Origin of the sequence: Blautia sp. OM07-19 (genome assembly GCF_003481595.1) — a bacterium.
Taxonomy (GTDB): Bacteria; Bacillota; Clostridia; order Lachnospirales; family Lachnospiraceae; genus Blautia_A; species Blautia_A intestinihominis.
Map to the genome: position 1 here is coordinate 17,500 of NZ_QULA01000022.1, position 22,709 is coordinate 40,208.

Annotated in this window: 18 protein-coding genes; 14 read left to right on the plus strand and 4 right to left on the minus strand. The window is 42.8% G+C overall.

Annotated elements, in window-relative coordinates; genetic code table 11:
- The first annotated feature begins 35 nt into the window (after positions 1 to 35).
- Together DXC01_RS13935 and yiaK are read left to right on the plus strand one after the other, a co-directional pair.
- Positions 36 to 926: a dihydrodipicolinate synthase family protein gene (locus DXC01_RS13935; RefSeq protein ID WP_022215738.1), complete on the plus strand. Its 891-nt coding sequence runs from the start codon at positions 36 to 38 to the stop codon at positions 924 to 926.
- 42 nt (positions 927 to 968) lie between these two features.
- The gene (gene yiaK, locus DXC01_RS13940) at positions 969 to 1,976 is read left to right on the plus strand and encodes a 3-dehydro-L-gulonate 2-dehydrogenase (protein ID WP_118697949.1); all 1,008 of its coding nucleotides are present in this window, start codon (positions 969 to 971) and stop codon (positions 1,974 to 1,976) included.
- Between the two features lie 55 nt (positions 1,977 to 2,031).
- Here the strand turns inward: yiaK and DXC01_RS13945 are convergent, their stop codons facing one another.
- A complete protein-coding gene (locus DXC01_RS13945; protein WP_118697950.1) occupies positions 2,032 to 3,072 on the minus strand; it encodes a LacI family DNA-binding transcriptional regulator in 1,041 nt (346 codons plus the stop codon).
- 277 nt (positions 3,073 to 3,349) lie between these two features.
- Between DXC01_RS13945 and DXC01_RS13950 the strand changes: the two genes are divergently transcribed.
- The 8 genes from DXC01_RS13950 (at position 3,350) to DXC01_RS13985 (ending at position 14,494) form a co-directional block, all read left to right on the plus strand.
- Positions 3,350 to 4,672, plus strand: coding sequence for an ABC transporter substrate-binding protein (locus DXC01_RS13950; protein WP_118697951.1), 1,323 nt, complete (start codon positions 3,350 to 3,352; stop codon positions 4,670 to 4,672).
- A complete protein-coding gene (locus DXC01_RS13955; RefSeq protein ID WP_118697952.1) occupies positions 4,672 to 5,571 on the plus strand; it encodes a carbohydrate ABC transporter permease in 900 nt (299 codons plus the stop codon). The genes DXC01_RS13950 and DXC01_RS13955 overlap by 1 nt, the downstream gene beginning before the upstream one ends.
- Positions 5,543 to 6,394, plus strand: coding sequence for a carbohydrate ABC transporter permease (locus DXC01_RS13960; RefSeq protein ID WP_022215743.1), 852 nt, complete (start codon positions 5,543 to 5,545; stop codon positions 6,392 to 6,394). The genes DXC01_RS13955 and DXC01_RS13960 overlap by 29 nt, the downstream gene beginning before the upstream one ends.
- Positions 6,395 to 6,400: 6 nt before the next feature.
- Positions 6,401 to 7,495 (plus strand): ABC transporter ATP-binding protein, encoded by a 1,095-nt coding sequence (locus DXC01_RS13965; RefSeq protein WP_022215744.1) that lies wholly within the window; start codon positions 6,401 to 6,403, stop codon positions 7,493 to 7,495.
- Positions 7,496 to 7,506: 11 nt separating this feature from the next.
- Positions 7,507 to 7,743, plus strand: coding sequence for an HPr family phosphocarrier protein (locus tag DXC01_RS13970; protein WP_022215745.1), 237 nt, complete (start codon positions 7,507 to 7,509; stop codon positions 7,741 to 7,743).
- 17 nt (positions 7,744 to 7,760) lie between these two features.
- Positions 7,761 to 9,068 (plus strand): glycoside hydrolase family 32 protein, encoded by a 1,308-nt coding sequence (locus DXC01_RS13975; RefSeq protein ID WP_118252039.1) that lies wholly within the window; start codon positions 7,761 to 7,763, stop codon positions 9,066 to 9,068.
- A 299-nt stretch (positions 9,069 to 9,367) separates the two neighbouring features.
- The gene (locus tag DXC01_RS13980) at positions 9,368 to 11,782 is read left to right on the plus strand and encodes a GH36-type glycosyl hydrolase domain-containing protein (RefSeq protein ID WP_118252038.1); all 2,415 of its coding nucleotides are present in this window, start codon (positions 9,368 to 9,370) and stop codon (positions 11,780 to 11,782) included.
- Positions 11,783 to 11,794: 12 nt separating this feature from the next.
- The gene (locus DXC01_RS13985) at positions 11,795 to 14,494 is read left to right on the plus strand and encodes a GH36-type glycosyl hydrolase domain-containing protein (protein WP_118697953.1); all 2,700 of its coding nucleotides are present in this window, start codon (positions 11,795 to 11,797) and stop codon (positions 14,492 to 14,494) included.
- Positions 14,495 to 14,587: 93 nt separating this feature from the next.
- Here DXC01_RS13985 and DXC01_RS13990 read toward each other — a convergent pair whose 3' ends face one another.
- Positions 14,588 to 15,328: a helix-turn-helix domain-containing protein gene (locus DXC01_RS13990; RefSeq protein WP_022215749.1), complete on the minus strand. Its 741-nt coding sequence runs from the start codon at positions 15,326 to 15,328 to the stop codon at positions 14,588 to 14,590.
- Positions 15,329 to 15,481: 153 nt separating this feature from the next.
- On the opposite strand from DXC01_RS13990, the gene DXC01_RS13995 reads away from it, so the two are divergent.
- From DXC01_RS13995 to DXC01_RS14010, 4 genes are all read left to right on the plus strand, one after another.
- Positions 15,482 to 16,843 carry an ABC transporter substrate-binding protein gene (locus tag DXC01_RS13995; protein ID WP_118697954.1) on the plus strand — a complete coding sequence of 454 codons (1,362 nt, stop codon included), beginning with the start codon at positions 15,482 to 15,484 and terminating at the stop codon, positions 16,841 to 16,843.
- Positions 16,844 to 16,901: 58 nt separating this feature from the next.
- On the plus strand, positions 16,902 to 17,864 hold the full coding sequence (locus DXC01_RS14000) for a carbohydrate ABC transporter permease (protein WP_022215751.1): 963 nt from the start codon (positions 16,902 to 16,904) through the stop codon (positions 17,862 to 17,864).
- Entirely contained in the window at positions 17,861 to 18,706 is an 846-nt protein-coding gene (locus DXC01_RS14005) for a carbohydrate ABC transporter permease (RefSeq protein ID WP_118697955.1), read from the plus strand. Before DXC01_RS14000 ends, DXC01_RS14005 begins: the two co-directional genes overlap by 4 nt.
- Before the next feature lie 119 nt (positions 18,707 to 18,825).
- Positions 18,826 to 21,249: a glycoside hydrolase family 3 protein gene (locus DXC01_RS14010; protein ID WP_118697956.1), complete on the plus strand. Its 2,424-nt coding sequence runs from the start codon at positions 18,826 to 18,828 to the stop codon at positions 21,247 to 21,249.
- Positions 21,250 to 21,254: 5 nt separating this feature from the next.
- Here DXC01_RS14010 and DXC01_RS14015 read toward each other — a convergent pair whose 3' ends face one another.
- Entirely contained in the window at positions 21,255 to 22,331 is a 1,077-nt protein-coding gene (locus tag DXC01_RS14015) for a CdaR family transcriptional regulator (RefSeq protein WP_118697957.1), read from the minus strand.
- Complete coding sequence (locus DXC01_RS14020) at positions 22,328 to 22,708, minus strand: diguanylate cyclase domain-containing protein (RefSeq protein ID WP_158583598.1); 381 nt, start codon at positions 22,706 to 22,708, stop codon at positions 22,328 to 22,330. Before DXC01_RS14020 ends, DXC01_RS14015 begins: the two co-directional genes overlap by 4 nt.
- Between the last annotated feature and the right edge of the window lies 1 nt (position 22,709).

Here is a 22,709-nt window from a genome sequence, read left to right on the forward strand (position 1 = left end):
CCAAAAAATATAGCAACAACGAGGAGGAAAAAACAATGGGATTTGTACCAAGAGGAATTATTCCACCAATCATCACACCACTTACAGATGACGGAGAAGTAAACTATCCAGTACTGCGTCAGATGGTCAATCATCTGATCGACAACGGCGTGCATGGTCTGTTTCCACTGGGAACGACCGGAGAGTTTTACGCATTCGATGACGATACCTATCGCAAGATCCTTGAAACAGTCAAAGATGAGACAAGAGGTCGTGTTCCGGTTTACGGCGGTGCAAACCATATCACAACAAGAGGCGTTATCCGTCTGGTAAAGATCTGCGAAGAAGTTGGCGTGGATGCAGTTTCCGTACTGACACCAATGTTTGTATCCCAGACACAGGACGAACTGTACGCTTACTATAAGGAAATCGCAGAAAGCACTTCACTTCCGATCATCCTTTACAACAACAAACCAAAAACAAATGTAACCATTACACCGGCAACTGTTGCTAAACTTGCTGAGATCGACAATATCGTTGCAGTCAAAGACAGCACCGGTGATATGACAAATGCAGCAGAGTACATCCGTCTGACAAGAGATAACGACAATTTCCATGTACTGATGGGAAGAGACACTCTGATCCATGCAGCTCTCTGCTATGGAGCAACAGGCGCGATCGCATCCTGTGCAAACGTAGCTCCACGTATCGCAGCTGATATCTACGACAAATTTATGGAAGGTGATCTCAAGGGATCTTTGGATGCACAGTTTGAACTGGCACCGCTCCGTATCGCATGCGGTATGGGTACTTTCCCGGCTGTTATTAAGGAAGGGCTTGTACAGCAGGGCATCCCGGTTGGCAAGTGCCTGGCACCGATCGGCGAGCTGACACCAGAAGAGAAGGAGAAACTTCATCAGGTTCTGGTTGACATGAAGCTTGTTTGATGATATAAAATCTCCAGATAAATAAAAAGGCAGGAATGTAAAATGCGAGTTTTCTACGAAGAAATGAAAGAAAAATTACAGAGCATTCTTGTGAAATATGGTTTCGATGAGAAACGTGCAGAGGAATCGGCGAAGAATTTCGCCGATTCTTCTTTAGATGGAGTGTATTCTCATGGTTACCAGCGTTTTCCAAGAGTGATCGATTATATTCAGAAAGGCTACATTGACGTAAATGCAGTGCCGGAAAAAATCACCGGCTTTGGTGCCGTGGAACGATGGGACGGCCATCTGGGAATGGGAAATCTCAATGCAAAAATGGCAATGCAGCGTGCGGTAGAACTGGCGGCACAGCTTGGGATCGGTATGGTGGCGATGTCCAATACCAATCACTGGATGCGCGGCGGTGCCTACGGATGGCAGGCAGCGGAAGCAGGATGTATCGGAATCTGCTGGACAAATACCTGTCCAAACATGCCGGCATGGGGAGCCATTGATGGAAGGATCGGAAATAATCCATTCGTTCTGGCTGTTCCGGATCAGAATGGAGAGCATGTTGTTGTTGATACTGCGATGGCACAGTATTCTTACGGCAAGCTTTCTGTATGCAGGCAGAATGGAGAAAAACTTCCTTATCCGGGTGGTTACGATGAGAAAGGTAGCCTGACCTGCGACCCGGCAGCCATCGAAAAAACAAGAAGAGTTGTCCCGATCGGCTACTGGAAAGGTTCTGGCCTCTCGATCGTACTGGATCTGATCGGCGGGATACTCACACTCGGAAGAACTGTGACAAAAGTAGGACAGGAATGCGAATCGGAATACGGCCTGACGCAGGTATTCATCGCGATCCGCCCGGAAGTCCTGAATCAGGATCCAGACAAAGCACAGGAAATCTTAAACGAGACACTGAAAGATATCCAGGCTTCCATTCCGGAAAAAGAAGGACATACCGTCCGATATCCAGGACAGGGAACACTCATCCGACGCAGGGAAAATCTGAAGAACGGAATCCCGGTCAACGAGGAAATATGGAAAAAGATATGTGAATTATAAATAGCACAATAAAACTCCGGTCATGAAGAAATTTGTGACCGGAGTTTTGAACATATCAGGGTGTTTTTACAGGAAGCGTTGTTTCGCGATGAATCAATACCGGTGGAATGATCTGGTGGACTGGTTCGGAAGAAAGTGCAGGTTTCCTTTTGTGGCTTTCTTTGATCTGAACGTTCAGGATTTCCATAGCGGCAGCGGCAATCTTGTCGATCTGCTGTCCAACCGTACTGATCGGAACGATGGCCTCTCTTGAGACAGGAGAGTCATCAAAACCGATGAGCTTATAATCATCAGGAAGCTTTCCGTATCGCCGGATCAGATGATGAAGTACGATATTGGCAAAAGTATCGTTTGGAAGAAAGATTCCCTTGGTTTTGCCGGTATATCTGATATCAATATCCTCAATCAGGTTCTTGAGAATCTGGGACGTTTCTTCATAACTGTGTCCTGTATCGGTAAGGATCAGTTCATGTGGGATTTTGTATTCTTTACAGATATCAGTAAATCCTTTGATACGTCCGTAGGATGGAATCTGCGAAGAAAACTCTGCGTTAATATGAATGAGTACATCAGCTCCGATTTTTGCCAAAAGACTGGTTGCCTGCACCCCGCCCATGTAGTTGTCTGTATTGACACTGCTGACATACTGATCTTCTCTTTCGATTGTTACGATAGGAATATTATAGGAGGCGAGTTCACGGGATGGTATCGTATGACTGAGAATGATCATTCCTTCAATCTTGTAGGAAAGGAGCTCCTGGATATATTTTCGCTCATTTGTCTCCTGGTCATCTCCTGTGAATACAAGAAACTTGTAGCCAAAAGTTTCGTAAGTTTTTAATATCTGGTTCAGAACTTCAGAATAGTAGTGCATATAGAGGTTTGGGATGATAACCCCGATAAATTCTGTTTTTCCGTTTGCGAGGATCCTCGCAACTTTATTTTCTTTATAGTTTAATTTCTCAAGAGCATCCGCAATGATCTGCTGGTTTTCCAGGGTAAGAGAGTCCGGATTATTGAAATATCTGGAAATCGTTGTTTTGGAAAAACCGGTATATTTTGCAATATCGCTGAAAGTTATATTTTTTTTCCCCATAATAACAGAAGAGTCCTTTCAATAAAAAAACTGAATAGTATTATACTGCTTAAGAGTATAACAGAAATTGTGGTTTATAACAAGGACAAGCAATACAGAAGTGGTTAAGTAACCGGTTTTGTAAAAAATCAACAAAGGAAAAATACAGAATTTGTATATATCAATGAAAAAATAAGAGAATACTTGACGAAATCGTATTCTGATGATATTATCAATTTATAAAGTAACCGGTTACTTTACCGGTTACACAAACAGCAGAAAGGAAAAGGAGGAGAACATGAAAAAAACAAAACTGATTCTTCTTGCCGGTCTGGCAATGGCAGTCAGTATGACGGGATGCCAGAAAAAGGAAGTAAAGCCTGGCGATGTGGCAGGATACGATGAGGGCGAACAGTATCTTTCTATATGGGTACACAGTATTGAGGATACTCCGGAAGGACAGGTTTACAGGGAATCTGTAGACAGCTTTAACGAGAAATATGATGGTAAATATTTTGCAGATATTGAATTTATTCCGCGAAATGACAGCGGCGGCGGATATTCTGACAAAGTAAATTCTTCTGTACTGTCAGGAGGACTTCCGGATGTTCTTACACTGGACGGACCGAATGTTGCTGCATATGCAGAGAACGGTATCATCCAACCTCTGGCAGACCTGACAGAGGAGGAGAGGGGCGAGTATCTGGAATCCATTCTGGAGCAGGGAACTTATGATGACAAGCTCTATGCACTTGGAGTCATGGAATCCAGTGTAGGCCTTTATTACAATAAAGATATTCTTGAGGAGGCCGGGATTGAAGTGCCGGATGCCGACCATCCATGGACAAGAACGGAATTTATGGATATTCTGGCAAAACTGAAGCCAATAATGGATGAGAAGAAGGGATATCCGATTGATATGACTTTCCCGGTAGGTGAAGCAAGTATTTATTATTATGCACCGTTTATCTGGGCAAATGGAGGAAATCTGGTAAGTGAAGACGGACTGACTGTGGATGGATATTTTAACTCAGAGAAAAATGTGGAAGTCATGAACTATTTCCATCAGATCGTAGAGAATAAATACATGTCCGAAGCTCCGATCGAGAATCTGTTTGAGAGTGGAAGAGCAGCCTTCAAATTTGACGGCGCATGGGAGGTTAATACCATATATGAAAACTACCCGGATGTGAACCTCGGTGTGGCACCTTATGTAGTAGGAGATGACTGGGATGGAGAGAGATATACACCGACAGGATCCTGGGCATTTGCGGCTTCTTCTGCGACAGATAATATTGAGGGAGCAACAGAGCTGGTCAAATGGATGAGTGGTGTGGAAAGTGGTGTCAGAATCTGGAATGAAGCAAAATCACTCCCATCAACATATAAGGCATTTGATCAGATCGATATATTCCAGACAGACGAAAATTACAAAGCACTGTACGAGCAGTTGAGTAAATACGGACACCCAAGACCAAAAACTCCTGTATATCCACAGGTAAGTACATCCTTCCAGCAGGCACTTGAAAGTGTCGGACTTGGCGGCAAGGATGCACAGACAGAACTGGATAAATCTGTAGAAAGGATTAACGCGAAACTGGAACGTTATACGAGAGAATAATGAAGAAAAAAGAATCAATCTTAGGAATGGCTTTCTTTGGCCCGGCGCTGGTACTTCTTACGCTGTTTTTATTTCTGCCGATGGTGTTGACACTGGTGTTCAGTTTTACCGATTACTTTGCACTGAATCCGGATATGACACATTTTGTAGGCCTGGAAAACTACATCAATATTTTTAAAGATGAGCTGTTTGTAAAATCATTCTTTAATACAGTGAAATTCGTGCTCATCATTGTTCCGTGTCAGTGTATCGGAGCATTGCTTCTTGCACTGGCAATCAACAAAGTCACACACTGCAAGAAATACTTCAAAGTAGCGTTTTTTATTCCGGTCGTAATGTCTCTGGCAGTTGTATCCACACTCTGGATGGACATCTACAGCCCGGAGGGAATCTTAAACACACTGCTTGCACACTTCGGAATCAGTGCACAGCCATTTATCCACAGTGCGAAACAGGCACTTCCGTCCATCGCGATCATGAGTGTATGGCAGGGCGTAGGATATCAGATGATCATCTTCCTTGGAGGACTCCAGAATATCAATCCTGCACTTTATGAAGCAGCAGAAATGGATCACGCAAGTGCATGGCAGAAATTCAGGGATATCACACTTCCGGAACTGAAGCCACTCTGTATATTCGTATTTATCACAGTTACAATTGGCGCGTTCCGTATGTTAGTACAGCCGATGGTAATGACCGGCGGTGGTCCGGACCATTCAACCTACACTTTGGTATATGATATTTATGAAACTGGTACAATGAACTGGGAGATGGGACTTGCATCTACCATGGCAATTGTCTTTACAGTCTTTGTTGTTGTACTGACTATCATACAGAATGTACTGACTAAGGGAAAGGAGGAGAAAAAACATGTTAACAAAAAAGCAAAAAACATTTAACTGGGTTCTGGCAGTTTTTCTTCTGCTGCTCTCCATATTCTTCCTGTTTCCGGTAATCTGGATGCTTGCAAACTCTTTTAAACCGGATGCAGCGATCACAGCGGATATGAATTCTGTGGCAGCATTTATTCCGCCTGCTTTAAACGGAAATTATTTTGAAAACTATATTACGATTCTTACGGACACCAATTTCCTCCGTTATATGCTTAATACTTTAGGATATGCGGCACTTTTGATCGTACTCGGCGTGATCGTCAACGGGCTTGCCGGTTATGCACTGGCAAAGATTAATTTTCCATTTCGTGACCAGTGGCTTCTGATCATTATGATGCTTCTGATCGTACCAACAGAAACAGTTATCACGATTCACTTTCTGATCATTGCAAAAGCAGGTCTTCTGAATACAGTTATCGGATATGTACTTCCAATGATCGTGAATCCATTTAATATTTTCCTTTTCCGTCAGGTGTTTGTAAGCCTTCCGGATGACGTTTACGAGGCAGCTCAGCTTGATTTCTGCAGCCCGGTAAAATACTTCTTCACAATGGTGCTGCCGATGTCAAAGACAGTTGTTGCAACAGTAAGTGTTTTTACATTCCTCGGAGTATGGAATGATTATCTCTGGCCGTCACTTGTATTCACATCCAGTGATCTTCTGACCGCACAGATCGGTCTGAACTCAATCACATCCAATGACAATACAACAATGGGTCAGACACTTGCAGTGATCACCCTGATCACAATTCCTGTTATTATCATTTATGCACTGTTCTCAAAACAGATTGTAGAAGGTGTAACTTCAACCGGTTCCAAGGAGGGTTAATGAATTATGAGTTTTATAGAATTTAAACATATCGGAAAAAAATATGCAGGAGCAGATAAGAACTCCGTAAGTGATTTCAACCTGGAAATCAATGAAAAAGAATTTATTGCATTTGTCGGACCATCTGGATGTGGAAAATCAACAACACTTCGCATGGTAGCCGGATTTGAGGAGATTACAGAAGGTGATCTGTATATTGATGGAAAAAAAGTAAACGAAACTGCTCCGAGAGACCGAGGTATTGCAATGGTATTCCAGAACTACGCACTGTACCCGCATATGACAGTAGAGAAAAATATCGGATATGGTCTGAAGAATATGAAAATGCCGGCAGATCAGATCAAGAAAAAAGTAGACTGGGCGATTGATATTCTGGGACTGCAGGAATTTCGTTACAGAAAACCGAAGAATCTTTCCGGTGGACAGAGACAGAGGGTTGCACTTGGTCGTGCCATCGTAAAAAATCAGAAAGTATTCCTGATGGATGAGCCTCTTTCCAACCTGGATGCGAAACTCCGTGTCAGTATGAGAACAGAGATCAGCAGACTTCATCGTGAGATGGGAGCAACTACAATTTATGTTACACATGATCAGGTTGAGGCAATGACAATGGCAGATCGTATCGTCATCATGAAAGAGGGCGTGATCCAGCAGGTTGGAAAACCAATGGAGCTTTATGATCATCCGGTAAATAAATTTGTAGCTGGATTTATCGGATCTCCGCAGATGAACTTCTTTGACGTGACAGTAAAAGGAAAGGAAGTTACATTTAAGGACGGAAATAAACTTACACTTCCGGAAGCTATCATCAATAAACTGAACGGCAGAGAAGGTGAAATGACACTTGGAATCCGTGGTGAGGATCTCAAGATGGATGCACAGAATCTGGAATTATATAAAGAAAATAAAATGAGAGCTGTGATCACAGATACGGAAGTTATGGGAAATGAAAATAACCTGTATTTCCAGTTTGGAGGCTGCCAGGCAGTTGCGAGAGTTTCAAAGTATGAGATCAGCCAGGTCGGAGATGAAATTGAGTTTGTATTCATGCCGTCCAAAATTCATTTCTTTGATAAGGAAACTGAGGTAAATTATTTATAGGAGTGACAGTAATGGAAGAAATCAGGATATTTTTGGGTACGATTGAGAGAGTCAAAAATTTTGTGAATGAAGTGAGTCATCTGGAATGCGACGTGGATATTGTTTCCGGAAGATACGTGATCGATGCAAAATCTATCATGGGAATTTTCAGTACAGATCTGTCCAAACCGGTCAATGTAAGAATTCATGCACAGGGAGCCGAAGCAGAAAAAGCCCTGCAGGTAGTCCGAAAATATGCAGAAGAATGAGAAAGTGAGTACAGAAAATGCAGAAAATATATGTAAAACCAAAAGACTGCTGGATGAATGACCCGAATGGTTTTATTTATTTCAAAGGTCTGTATCATTTGTTCTATCAGTGCTTTCCTTATGCACCGCAGTGGGGAAGAATGCACTGGGGTCATGTTGTCAGCAAAGATCTTGTAAGCTGGGAAAATCAGGGAATAGCGTTGTATCCAAGTAAAACAGATGACAGAAGTGGGTGTTTTTCTGGAACAGCTGTTGAAAATGATGGGAAGATGCAGCTGTATTTTACCGGAGTAAATTATCTGGTTGAAAATCCTGAGAATATCAATCACTGTGTAGATGAGCAGTTTGTATCCGCACAGCTGATGATCACTTCTGAGAATGGATTTGATTTTGATAACATTGGGGATAAGAAAACAGTTCTTCCGGTCATCCATGATGCAAAAACCGGTGATGCGAGACATACCCGAGATCCGAAGGTCTGGAAAAATGGCGACAGATGGTATATGATGCTTGGAAGCACAATTGAAGATAAGCAGGGAAGACTTCTGTTCTTTACTTCAAAAGATGGCGAATCCTGGAAATATAAAAACTCTGTTACCAAAGAGAAATTTGGCTGGATGTGGGAATGCCCGGATTACTTTGAAGTGGACGGAAAACAGATAGTAATCTTTTCACCAATGGGATTTCTGAAAGACGGAAAAGCAGATGATGCACAGGCGGTCTGTATGCAGGTGAAATTTGATGAGAAAACATGTCAGATGGAACTTCCGGATGAGTACCAGCTTATGGACTATGGAATGGATCTTTATGCACCACAGAGCACCCTCGATGAGGAGGGAAGAAGAATCCTGACTGCGTGGCTTCGCATGCCGGAGCCGGTGGATGGGAAATGGCAGGGAATGATGTGTATTCCAAGAGTTGTAGAAGCGAAAGAGAATCACATTTATTTTCGTGTCCATCCGAATATTCAGGCAGCATATACAAGAGAAATCTCCGCACCGTATGAAGCAGATGAAAGCGGATATCGTGTAAGATTTTCTCTGAAAGATGGTGAAAAGGTAAACATTGGCGGATACATTATTTACAGAGAAGGCAGCAGGATTTGTACTGACAGAAGCAGCCTCTACAGAAAATTTACGAATCACAGAGTACAGTTTACAACACCTGAATTAAAAGAAGGATTTGAGCTTGAAGTATATGTAAACCCGAACCTGATTGAAGTCTTTGTAAATGACGGTGAAGCGGTAATTTCCAATACCGTGTATGATCTGGGCAAAGAAATAGAGACAGATGTAAAAATGAGAATAGAAACTCTGGAAAAATAAAGAACTCCGGTCATGAAGAAATTCTTGAGTATTATCATCTGAAAAAGGAATATATGCTTATTTTCAATTTCAACAAAAACGGGAAAGCAGGCATCAGAGAAGTTACTCATGATAATAAAAATCTGACAGAAGCTATGGCTTGAAACTGATGGGGATGGAGAAAAGAACATTTTTCTCCATCCCCATTTTATGTCACGAATCTGATATTTTCAGCTTGTATTTTGTATATTCAAAATATGATATAGGGTATAGTGTAAGAAAAATCAGGCGAAGAATAGCTGGAACAGGAGATGAGAGATATGAGATATGGATATTTTGATGAAGCAAAAAAGGAATATGTGATCACACGTCCGGATACACCGGCACCGTGGGTAAACTATCTTGGCTCACCAGAGTATGGGGCAATCGTTTCAAATAATGCAGGAGGATACAGTTTTGCAAAATCTGGAGCAAATGGAAGAATCCTGAGATATATTTTCAATCAGTTTGATCAGCCGGGACGGTATATTTACCTTCGCGATAATGAAAGTAAAGATTACTGGTCTGCATCCTGGCAGCCGGTAGGCAAAGATCTGGAGACGTACAAAAGTGAATGTCATCATGGGACAGCATACACAAAAATGATGGCAGATTACAGTGAAATTCACTCAGAAGTAAGATATTATGTGCCGTTGGAGCGGTCTTATGAAGTATGGAGTCTGGCAGTAACAAACTATTCTGAGAAAAAACGTGAACTTACAGTAACAGGATATGCGGAATTTACCAACAACAGTAACTATGAACAGGATCAGGTAAATCTTCAGTATTCTCAGTATATCACACAGACGGTTTTCAGAGGGAACCGTGTACGTCAGATGATCCACGCAAACCTGGATCGTCTGGAAGAAGGTGAAAACATTGATAACAAAAATGTATTTAACAGATTCTTCGGACTGGCAGGAGCTGACGTGAATTCCTGGTGCGGAGACAAAGAAAGCTTTCTCGGAAGATATCACGGATATAACAATCCAGAGGGCGTGATCACGGGAAAACTCAGCAATAAGGGAAATTATAATGAGAATAGCTGTGGAGCACTTTCAACAGTTTTAAGCCTTGCTCCGGGGGAAACAAAAGAAATCACTTTTCTTGTTGGAATGAAAGGTGATGCAGAAGCGGGCGAGATCGTGGAGCATTACAAAAACTGCCAGGATGTATGTAAAAGAGAACTGGAAGAACTGATCGAATACTGGCATGGTCAGCTTTCTCACTTCCAGATCAGAACCCCAAGTCCGGAATTTAATACCATGATCAATACATGGAATGCATACAACTGTTTTATGACCTTTATCTGGTCACGGGCAGCTTCTTTTACCTACTGTGGACTCCGCAATGGATATGGATATCGCGATACAGTTCAGGATATTCAGGGAGTGATTCATCTGGCACCGGAGATGGCGGTGGAAAAAATTCGATTCATGCTTTCAGCACAGGTGGATAACGGCGGTGGACTTCCGCTTGTAAAATTTACACATAACCCGGGACATGAAGATACTCCGGACGATGCTTCCTATGTACAGGAAACAGGACATCCGGCTTATCGTGCAGATGATGCGCTGTGGCTTTTCCCTACAGTCTATAAATATGTTTCAGAAACAGGCAATGTGGCATTCATGGATGAAGTGATTCCGTTTGCAAACAAAGGTGAGGCAACCGTATATGAACATCTGAAACGTGCAATTGCATTTTCTGAAAATCATCTTGGAAAACATGGAATGCCGGCAGGTCTTTATGCAGACTGGAATGACTGTCTCAGACTTGGAAAAGATGGAGAATCAACTTTTGTAGCACTGCAGTATTATTACGCAATGACGATTCTCAGAGAATTTGCAGAATACAAAGAGGATAAAGAATATATTGAATATCTTAACGAAAGTCAGAAGAAACTTGGAAAACTGATCCAGGATCTCTGCTGGAATGAAGACCGCTTTATCCGTGGATTTACAGAAGATGGAGCTGTGATTGGAAAGCGCACAGATCCGGAAGCGAATATGTGGCTGAATCCGCAGAGCTGGGCGGTGATCAGCGGTCTTGCAGACGATGCACAGGCAGATCTTGCACTGGATATGGTTTATAAGAGACTGAATACAGAATATGGAGCAATCCTGATGGATCCTCCATATCATGCTCATGCATTCGAGGGTGCACTGGCTGTGATCTATAATGCAGGAACCAAGGAAAATGCAGGGATTTTCTCACAGTCACAGGGATGGATCATTCTTGCAGAAGCTCTGAGAGGACATGGAGAGAGAGCTTTTGGCTACTTTATGGAAAATGCGCCTGCGGCACAGAATGACAGGGCAGAGATCCGAAGGCTGGAACCATACTGCTATGGACAGTTTACAGAGGGAAAAGCAAGCCCGAATTTCGGACGCTCTCATGTACACTGGCTGACAGGAACAGCATCTACCGTTATGGTAGGGTGTGTAGAAGGTATCCTTGGTATGCGTCCTGACTTTGGCGGACTGCGAATTGCACCATCTGTTCCGAAAGAATGGGATAAATTTGAAATTGATAAAGATTTCCGCGGATGTAAACTTCATATTACAGTCCATAATCCGGGACACGTGGAATCTGGTTTCAAGAAGATGATCGTCAATGGAGAAGAACTGGGAGAAAATTATATTCCTCAGGAAAAGCTTACAGAGATTACAGAAGTAGAACTGTTCATGTCATAAAAAGGAGACAGCATGAAATATATAAAATTTCAGGATAAAAAAGGAACGTTTACCATTCAGAGTCCGGAAAACTACAGTGGTCTGTATTTTCCGCTGGCGGGTGATGGGGGACTGAAATCCAGTATCACTCCGAACCTTGGAGGAGACAGCAAGACAGATCAGAACCATTTTCTTTTGGAACCGGTAAGTATTGAAAATCTTCACAATAATCGCAGTACCAGAAATTTCTGGTGTCGTATAGAAGGTAAGGGATGCTGGTCTGCAACGGGAATTTCAGCAGAGCAGGAATTACAGAAATTTACAGAAGCTCAGGATAAAAGCATTCTGGAAGCCGGTTTTATGTGGCAGAAAGTGACCAGAACTTCTGCAAAATATGGTCTTCAGTCAGAAATCACTTCTTTTGTTGATGTGGACGGAGCAGCAGAGATTGAACTGGTCAGAATAAAAAATATATCTGAAGAAGTGACAAAAATAACTCCGATCGCTGCAATACCACTTTATGGAAGAAGCGCGGACAATATTCGAGATCATCGTCATGTGACATCGCTTCTTCACAGAATCAATACAACAGAATATGGTGTGGAAGTCACACCGGTTCTGTCTTTTGATGAAAGAGGTCATCAGAAGAATCATACCACCTATTTTGTATATGGATATTCAGAAAAAGGCGATGCGCCGGAGGCGTTTTATCCTACTGTGCAGGAGTTTATAGGAGAGGGCGGTACCTATCTGAATCCAGAAGCAGTAAGAGAGAACAAGCTAGGCAGAAAGGCAGGAAGCAGAGCTGAGGGAAAAGAGGCAATGGGAGGCATCCGCTTTGCGGATGTTGAGCTAAAGCCGCAGGAAACAGCAGGTTTTATCATACTGGCAGGACTGACAGAGAAGAAAGAGAGTATTGCCAAAACTGTCGCAAAATACAGGACAGAAGAACAGGTGGAGAACGTTCTTGAAGAGGTGAAATCCTACTGGCAGAAAAAAGTAAATGTATCTTATGAAACCGGTGATGCAGATGCTGATAACTATATGAAATGGATCAGCTTTCAGCCGCTACTGCGAAGAATCTATGGCTGTTCTTTTCTCCCATACCACGACTATGGAAAAGGCGGACGGGGATGGAGAGATCTCTGGCAGGACTGTCTTGCACTCCTGATCATGAATCCGGCTGTAGTGCGTCAGATGATTGTTGCCAACTATGGCGGTGTCCGCATTGACGGAACAAATGCCACGATTATTGGAAATAAACAGGGAGAATTTATCGCGGACAGAAATAATATTGCCCGTGTCTGGATGGATCATGCATTCTGGCCGTTTGGAACGACGAAGCTGTATATCGACCAGACCGGTGATATGAATATTCTGTTTGAAAAAGTTCCATATTTCAAAGATCTTCAGTCAGGAAGAGGAACAACACACGATGAAGAATGGAATACAGCTTACGGAAAACAGCAGAAAGTAGAGAGCGGAGATATTTATTTCGGAACAATTCTGGAGCATATTCTTCTGCAGAATTTAACTGCTTTTTATGATGTGGGTGAGCATAATGAAATGAAACTCCATGGAGCCGACTGGAACGATGCCATGGATATGGCGTGGGACAATGGTGAGAGTGTGGCGTTTACCTGTGCCTATGCAGGAAATATGAATAACATTGCAGACTGCCTGGAAAACCTGGAACGCATAAGCGGAATTAACCGGGTTGAGATTGCCAGTGAAATGGAATGTCTGTTTTCCTGTGGAAGAGATCTATATGAGAATGCAGACAAAAAAAGAGAACTGCTGGGTTCTTACACCAAAAAGTGTGCACACAACATCAGCGGCGACACAGTGATTGTCAGAATTGATGAGATAGTCAGAAATCTGCGTGAAAAAGCAGAATGGATGATGGAAAATATCCGAAAGAATGAATGGATCACAGATGGTGGAGACGGATGGTTCAATGGTTATTATGATGACCACAAGAATCCGGTAGAGTGCTGCGAAAAAGATCGTGTACGCATGATGCTGACCAGCCAGGTATTCGCGATCATGAGCGGAACTGCAACAAAAGAGCAGACTGCCGCGATCAGCAGAAGTGCAGATAAATATCTGTTCGATGAGAAAGCAGGCGGTTATCGACTGAATACAAATTTCAGAGAAGAGAAATTTGATCTCGGCAGGATGTTCGGCTTTGCCTATGGTGAAAAAGAAAACGGAGCTGTTTTCTCTCACATGGCAGTCATGTATGCAAATGCTCTGTACAGTCAGGGATTTGTAAAAGAAGGATATAAAGTGCTCAATACACTTCTTCATGCGGCAATGAACTTTGAAAGCAGCTATATGTATCCAGGTCTTCCTGAATATTTTGACAGTGATGGAAGAGGGCTGTATGCATATCTTACCGGTGCAGCAAGCTGGTATATGCTGACCATGATCACAGAAGCTTTTGGAGTAAGAGGAGAGATTGGCAATCTTGTGATCGCACCAGCACTTATGGCAGAACAGTTTGATAAAGAAGGAAATGCATCACTCTATCTGGAATTTGCAGGAAAGAAATTTGAGGTTCACATTTCCAATCCAGACAAAAAGGAGTATGGAGAATATCAGATTGTTCAGGCGTACTGTGACGAAAAAGAAATAGAAAAAAGAGCAGGCGGAAGTGCCTGCATGAAAAAAGAGACGATTGAACAGTTGTCTTCAGATGAGACACATAATATTACTATAGTATTACAATAAAAACAACCCGACATTATGTAGCAAAATGACATAATGCCGGGTTGTTTTCTGTTTTTCTCAATGCCGGAGAGAGACAGAGGCATGTCTGCTGGTCTACCACATGGATTTGTAGTATTTGTCGCGGTATTTCTTTGGTGTCAGTCCTGTATAGCCTTCAAAAATCTGTATAAAGTGACTCTGTGAGGAAAAGGAAAGATACGCCGCAATATCCACGATAGACTGATCAGAATATCTGAGAAGATGAGTGGCTTTTTCTATTTTCTGTTCACGGATGTAGTCACTGATCGATACACCAAGATTCTGCTTGAATATACGGGAAAGATAATTGCAGGACAGCCCTGTATGTTCAGCCAGATCCTGAATGGTGATTCTTTCTTTTATGTGACTGTAGATATAGTTGATGCATTCAATGACAGGTTTGGACAGAACAGAACTTTTTTTCTGAAGAAGCATTTTTCCGGTAAAATCTTTTGCCATAATATGGTGGAGGTCTGCAACTTCACGGACTGAAGTGCAGGAATCCATTTTTAAGATATAGAAGTCGCTGAGGCGATAGGCCTGCTCCGGTTCCAGTCCTCCGTCAATGCAATAACGGGTCAGCATGGCGGTAGTTACCACAAAATGATATTTGATATTGGTCAGAGGATTTCTTGAAAGGACACCAGTTCCTTCGAGATGAAGAAAGGAATCGTTTTTGCAGTTTGCAGTGACAGTCTCCATGTCTCCGCTTCGGACTGCATTATAAAAAGAGTATTCTACGGAGGGAGAACGGTGCAGGATCTCCATATCATCGTTTTTCATTTCAGTGTGGTACCAGTCTTTTGAAATTGCCATAAATATCACTCCTTAATGTGTTGATTTTTTATATTATGACATGAATCTGACATTTTGTTAAGATTAATAATATATTTTGAATGTCAAAAATGATATAGTATCATCATCAAAGAGAAAACAGTGAAAAATGCTTTGAACAAGGAGGAATTTTTAATGAAAAGAAAATTTGTATCTGTAATCCTGACAGCAGCAGTTGTTGCAGGAACACTCTCAGCAGCAACTGTAGTAAGTGCGGATTCCGGAGAAGGAAAAGTGATCAATATTTATTCCTGGAATGATGAATTTCGTCAGAGATTGGAAGCTGTATATCCGGAAGTAGAATCTACATCAAAGGATGGAACAGTTACAACACTGAAAGATGGAACAGAGATCCACTGGGTCATTAACCCGAATCAGGATGGCGTTTACCAGCAAAAACTGGATGAAGCATTGATGAACCAGGCGGATGCGGCAGACGATGACAAAGTAGATATTTTCCTGTCAGAGACAGACTATGTAAATAAATATACAGACAAAGATGCAGATGTGGCAATTCCGCTTAAAGACCTCGGAATTGATCCTGACAAAGATCTTGCAGATCAGTATGATTTTACAAAAACAACAGCATCTGACACTGATGGAGTACAGAGAGGTTCTACATGGCAGTGTTGCCCGGGAACTCTGGTATATCGTCGTGACATCGCAAAAGATGTATTTGGAACAGATGATCCGAAAGCAGTAGGCGAGAAATTAAAGGACTGGGATACAACAAAAGCAACAGCAGAAGAACTGAAAGCAAAAGGATACTACACATTTGCTTCTTATGCAGATACATTCCGTCTGTATGGAAACAGCATCGAAAATTCATGGGTAGAGCCGGGAAGCACAACGATCAAAGTTGACCAGAAGATCATGGATTGGATAAGTGATTCAAAAGAATGGCTGGATGCAGGATATCTGAACAAAACTGTAAAAGGTCAGTGGAACGATGACTGGAACAAAGCTATGAGCTCTGACTCCAAAGTATTCGCATTCCTGTTCCCGGCATGGGGAATTGACTTTACCCTGAAACCAAACTGGGATGGCGAAGACGGTGCCTGGGCTGTTACAAACCCACCGCAGGAATACAACTGGGGCGGATCTTATATCCATGTAGCAACAGGAACAGACAACACGGAACATGCAAAAGATATTATCCTTGCTCTGACTGGAAACAAAGACAACCTGTTAAAGATTTCCCAGGACTATGCTGACTTTACAAATACAAAATCCGGTATGCAGGAGGCTGCTTCTGACGATGCATTCGCTTCTGATTTCCTCGGTGGACAGAATCCATTTGAATATTTTGCACCGGTTGCAGAAAACATCAAAATTGCCCCGCTTTCCCCTTATGATCAGGGCTGTGTAGAACTGCTCCAGAATGCTTTCAGCGATTATTTCCAGGGAAATGTTGAGTTTGACAAAGCAAAATCAAACTTTGAAACAGCAATCATGGAACGTTATCCGGAAATCACAGAAGTACAGTGGCCGGAATAAATGATCAGATCAGCAGGGTACAGAGTGCCCTGCTGTTTATTGGAAAGGAAAGGCATTTATGAAAAAAAAGAAAAAAAATATTGATTACGGAAAATGGGGCTTGTTATTTATTCTTCCATTTTTTATCGCGTATCTGATATTTTCTCTTATTCCTTTGATCGATACTGTAAGATACAGCTTTTTCGAATATTATCGTTCGGGTATCAAGGTAGTAGGTCCGAATTTTGTCGGCATGAAAAACTACATCAGTCTTTTGAAATCAGATATGTTCCTGTATGGAAAAAACACATTGATCCTGTGGCTGATCGGTTTTGTTCCGCAGATCGTGGTTGCACTTGTACTTGCCTGCTGGTTTACAGATCTTCGAATGAAGATCCACGGCAAACAGTTCTTTAAAGTAGTTATTTATCTGCCGAACCTGATCATGGCGTCTGCATTTGCCTTATTATTCTTTACGATGTTCTCTACCAATGGTCCGGTCAACTCTATTCTGCTGTCTCTGGGTGTTCTGAAAGCACCGATTGATTTCCTGGGTTCTGTTCTGGGAACAAGAGGACTGATCGGATTTATGAACTTTATGATGTGGTTTGGAAATACAACGATCATGCTGATGGCGGCAGTTATGGGTGTAAGTGTGGAGGTCTATGAGGCTGCTGATCTGGATGGATGCAATGGAATTCAGAGATTTTTCTATATTACACTGCCAATGATCCGTCCGATCCTTGCATACACACTGATCACATCTATCATCGGTGGTCTTCAGATGTTTGATGTTCCTCAGATCCTGACAAACGGACAGGGTAACCCGGACAGAACATCCATGACACTGATCATGTTCCTGAACAGTCATCTGAAGAGCAAGAATTATGGAATGGCAGGTGCATTATCTGTTTACCTGTTCATCATCAGTGGTATCCTCTGCTTCTTTGTTTACAGAATGACCAATGACAACGATCCAGATGGTTCAAAAAAGGCAGCTAAGAAACGTGCAAAAGAAGAAAGGAGAAGAGCAAGATCATGAAAACAAATTCAGGAAAACGTGTGATGAGCATTTTCGCACATATTGTACTCATTCTCTTATCTTTTATGTGTCTGTTTTTCTTTGCGATTCTGCTTATCAATGCAACGCATTCACATGCAGAACTGCAGAAAGGCTTTTCTATCATTCCGGGTAAACATTTTCTGGATAACCTGAGAAGTGTGGCAAATGATGGAAGCTTTCCAATGTTCAGAGGAATCATTAACAGTGTGATCGTGTCCGGATGCTCTGCAGCATTATGTACATACTTTTCTTCCCTGACTGCATATGGCATTTATGCTTATGATTTCAAGGGAAAGAAAGTTGCTTTTACTTTCATCATGGCAATCCTTGTTATGCCGACACAGGTAACTGCAATGGGATTCCTGAGATTGATCACAAAGATGGGAATGTATGATTCACTTCTTCCGCTGATTATTCCGTCCATTGCTTCACCGGCAGTATTTTACTTTATGTACAGTTATTTACAATCTTCTCTTCCGCTGTCACTGGTGGAAGCTGCCAGAATTGACGGATCTGGAGAGTTCCATACATTCAACCGTATTGTACTTCCAATCATGAAACCGGCGATCGCAGTTCAGGCAATCTTTACCTTTGTTGGATCATGGAACAACTACTTCGTACCGGCATTGGTTATCCAGTCCAAGAACAAGATGACGGTTCCGATCCTGATTGCAACATTACGAGGTGCTGATTACATGAACTTTGATATGGGTAAGATTTACATGATGATCACTGTTGCTATCGTACCGATCATTATTGTTTATCTGCTTCTGTCAAAATATATCATCGCAGGTGTTACGCTGGGTGGCGTAAAAGAGTAAAAAATAAAAGTTATCATCAGTCAGAAGAACGCAGCAGGATATTCTTGTATAAAGGATAAAGAATGCTGTCGTTCTTTTGTTGTATAAAATAAATTCAAACGTTAGCAGGAGGATTATATATGAAAGATGTATGGGGACACAGTGGAAGTATGGATCAGAGTCTGTCTGAACTTGAAATCAGACACCGGACTCTGGCAAGAGAAGCGGCGGTGGAAGGTATTGTACTTCTGAAAAACGAAGGAGTACTTCCTCTTTCCACAGCTTCAGCTATTGCACTGCTTGGAAGTGGGGCAGAAAAGACTATTAAAGGCGGAATTGGTTCCGGTGATGTAAATAACAGAGAAAATATTTCCATTTATCAGGGAATGAAAGAAGCAGGTGTGACTATTACCAGCGAGGACTGGCTGGAGGATTATGAAGAACGTTATAAAAACGCACGAAATGTCTGGAAAGAAAAAATCCTTGAGGATGCAAAGCACGTAGATAATCCATTTGATGCATACGCAAGCAACCCTTTTATTCTTCCGGAAGGACGGGCTGTTGAAGCAAAGGATATCGCAGATGCAAAAGCAGCTGTGTATGTGCTCAGCCGTATTTCCGGAGAGGGTAAAGACCGCCGCAGGGTAAAAGGAGACTATTATCTGAGTGAAAGAGAAGCAGCAGATCTTTTTTTCCTGAATGAAAAAAAGATTCCGGTCATCCTGCTTCTGAATGCGGGTGGTCCGATCGAACTGACTGACATTCTGGAAAATACAGAGAACATAAAGGCAATCCTTAATATTTCCCAGCCGGGGCAGGAGAGTGGATATGCGGTTGCAGACATCCTGCTGGGAAACTGTGTACCAAGTGCGAAACTGACGACAACCTGGGCGAGAAGATATGAAGACTGCCCTTTTGCAGAGGATTACAGTTATCTGAATGGAAATCTGGATACCGAAGAGTACAAAGAAGGGATTTTTGTCGGATACCGTTATTTTGACAGCTTTGGCAAAAAGCCACTGTTTCCGTTTGGATTCGGACTGTCCTATACAGAGTTTAAAATAGAATTCAAAGGGATTGAGACTTCGGAGAAAGAACTTACAGTTGAAATGAAAGTTACTAATATCGGAGATACTTATGCAGGAAAAGAAGTTGTGCAGATTTATGCATCTCTTCCTCAGACAGAGGTAAAGAAAGAATATCGCCGTCTCGTTGGGTATGCAAAAACAAAGCTTTTGCAGCCGGGAGAAGCTGAAACATTGAAGATCACAGTTGGACAGAAAGAACTGGCATATTTTTCTGAGGAAAAACATCAGTGGATCGTAGAAAAAGGAAACTATGGTATCTGGACCGGAAACAGTTCTGTATCTCTCGAATACAGCAGCACTGTGAAAGTAGAGCAAAGTGTATCGTTGGAGGATACCTGTGTCCTGGAAAACACAGCAGAGATAGAAGAAGAACTGTGGAAAACGTACGAATGCAGAAAAACAACGGCAGATAACAGTCATTGTATTGTTTTTACACCGCATCCAGAAGAGAAAAAAATATACAGATCAGCTTATGCCACGGAACAGATGGCAGAAGATCTGATTCCTCTTCTCTACGGAAATATTGCAGAAACAACAAGTACTCTGGGGGCAGCAGGAATCCGCGTTCCGGGAACCGCAGGTGAGACAACAGAAGGACTTCTTGACAAGTATGGTGTTCCATCGCTGATCATGGCAGACGGACCGGCAGGTATTCGATTGCAGCAGCACTATGAAGTGGACAGGGCAACAGATACCGTTTATGGAATCGGTGTACTGGGGGCACTGGAGAATGGCTTCCTGGTAGACAGAGAAGAGCATGAGGGTGCTGACCAGTATTATCAGTACTGCACTGCATTCCCGGTAGGAACTGTAATGGCTCAGACCTGGAACAGAGATCTGATGCAGAGATTTGGAGAAGCGGTTGCACTTGAGATGGAAGCATTTCACGTCAATCTGTGGCTGGCACCGGGTCTGAATATCCACAGAAATCCTCTTTGTGGACGAAATTTTGAGTATTATTCAGAAGATCCGTTCCTCTCAGGAACGCTGGCAGCATCTGTAACAAAAGGTGTGCAGTGCCATAAGGGATGCGGCGTTACAATTAAGCATTTTGCATGCAATAATCAGGAAGATAACCGTATGGGGGTGGATGTAAAGATTTCAGAGAGGACGCTCAGAGAAATTTATCTTCGTGGATTTGAAATTGCAGTGAAAGAGGGACAGCCGGCAGCAATCATGTCTTCTTACAATCTTGTCAATGGAGTGCATGCGGCGAACAGCAAAGATCTGTGTACCAGAATTGCCCGGAAAGAGTGGGGATTTGATGGAGTTATCATGTCCGACTGGAATACAACCGTACCGGAAGATGGAAGTGTTGCATGGAAATGTGCTGCGGCAGGAAATGACATTATCATGCCTGGAAATGCAGAAGATGCCGAGAGTATTCGCGAAGCATACAGAAACGGAGATCTTACAGAAGAAGAAATCCGTTCCTCTGCAGGCAGGATTCTTAAACTGATCAGTCAGCTGGCATAGAATTGTTACATCTTCAGTGCCAGATACAGCCGCACAGCATCCTGAAACTCCCGCGGGTTGTATCCGCATTTCTTATGGATATGATTGAGCCGATACTGGATCGTATTCTTATGCAGATACGTTTCCTCGCAGGTCTTTTTGAGGGACATGTCACAGGAAAAGTAAATACGAAGTAATTCAAGGTCTTCCGGAGAAAGCTTATCGAGGGTTTTCTCCAGGAAGGCTTTTTTGTTACGGGAATTTATGGAGGCGAGGATCAGTTCCAGATCCAGAGAGGAAGCCTCTGCATAGTTAGATCCGGCAGGCATGGATTTCAGTGCAATCTCGGCAGAAAAAGCAGAATCTGCGATTTCATGGATTGAGGACGGGTTTCCCACAGCTATGCACAGAGTGCCTGCATATTTCTGTGCGAAATCCAGCAGAATTTGTCTTTGCCGGTGGAAAACCTTGTCTTCGATGACAGCAAGATACTCATCCGGGTACACAAAAGTAAAAAGCTGATTGTCAAGCTTCTGAAAAAGCCGGGAGATGGCAGTGTCCAGAGAAGCGGAGAGTGCAGGTCCATTGTCAGAATGGATTTTCAGGCGAAGAAGCTGCCAGGACTTTTTTTCACTGATGTTCCACCGGGTTAGATTTTCTCTGAGATAATCCGGGTGGATATCCTCATGGTCGATCAGCCCGCGCAGGATATAGCTTTTTTTGTCAGATTCTGTGCGGTTAAAAGCGTCCAGTTCCTTCTCACGGATCAAAAGCCGGGTGATCCGTTCAGCCAGTTTGGCATATTTGCGTACTTCATCGGGATTTCCGGTGATACCGATGACGGCGATCATCTTGTGATTATGGTAGACAGGAAGATTGACACCCTGCTGTGTGCCGGTAAAGCGGTCATTTTCCCGAACTTCGATCACAGTACCGCGCTCGGCCGTCTGCTGTCCGATTTCATGAAAGGTCCCGATGCGTGTCGCATCTGTGCTGGCAAAAATCGTCCCGGAACAGTCAATGAAATTCACGTTCTGTCCGCACAGATCCCGGACGGTATCTACGATCTGCTGTGCGAGTGCTCTGGTGATGTAAGGTGTCATGGTGTTGCTCCTCGTGCTGCTTTGTGGGCTTTTTTAGTCTGGTACATTTTCTGGTCGGCGAGATTGATATAGTCATTGAGAGAGAATACAGGATCGTCAGCGATGACACTGCCAATGCTTGCTTCAATTGGAAACGAGAAATGACTGGCAGAAGAAAATTCAGCCAGAGCGTGCTGGATATTTTGTTCCAGTTGATGAAGCTTTCTTATGTCAAGATCAGGAACGACACATACAAACTCGTCGCCACCATAGCGCATACATATGGAACCGACAGGACAGTTCTGCCGGAGAACGGAAGCAAAGCGGCGGTATCCCTCTACCCAGGCATAGGTAACGTAACGTTTCCAGCCGTCTGTGATAAGTGCTATTTTTTTCATG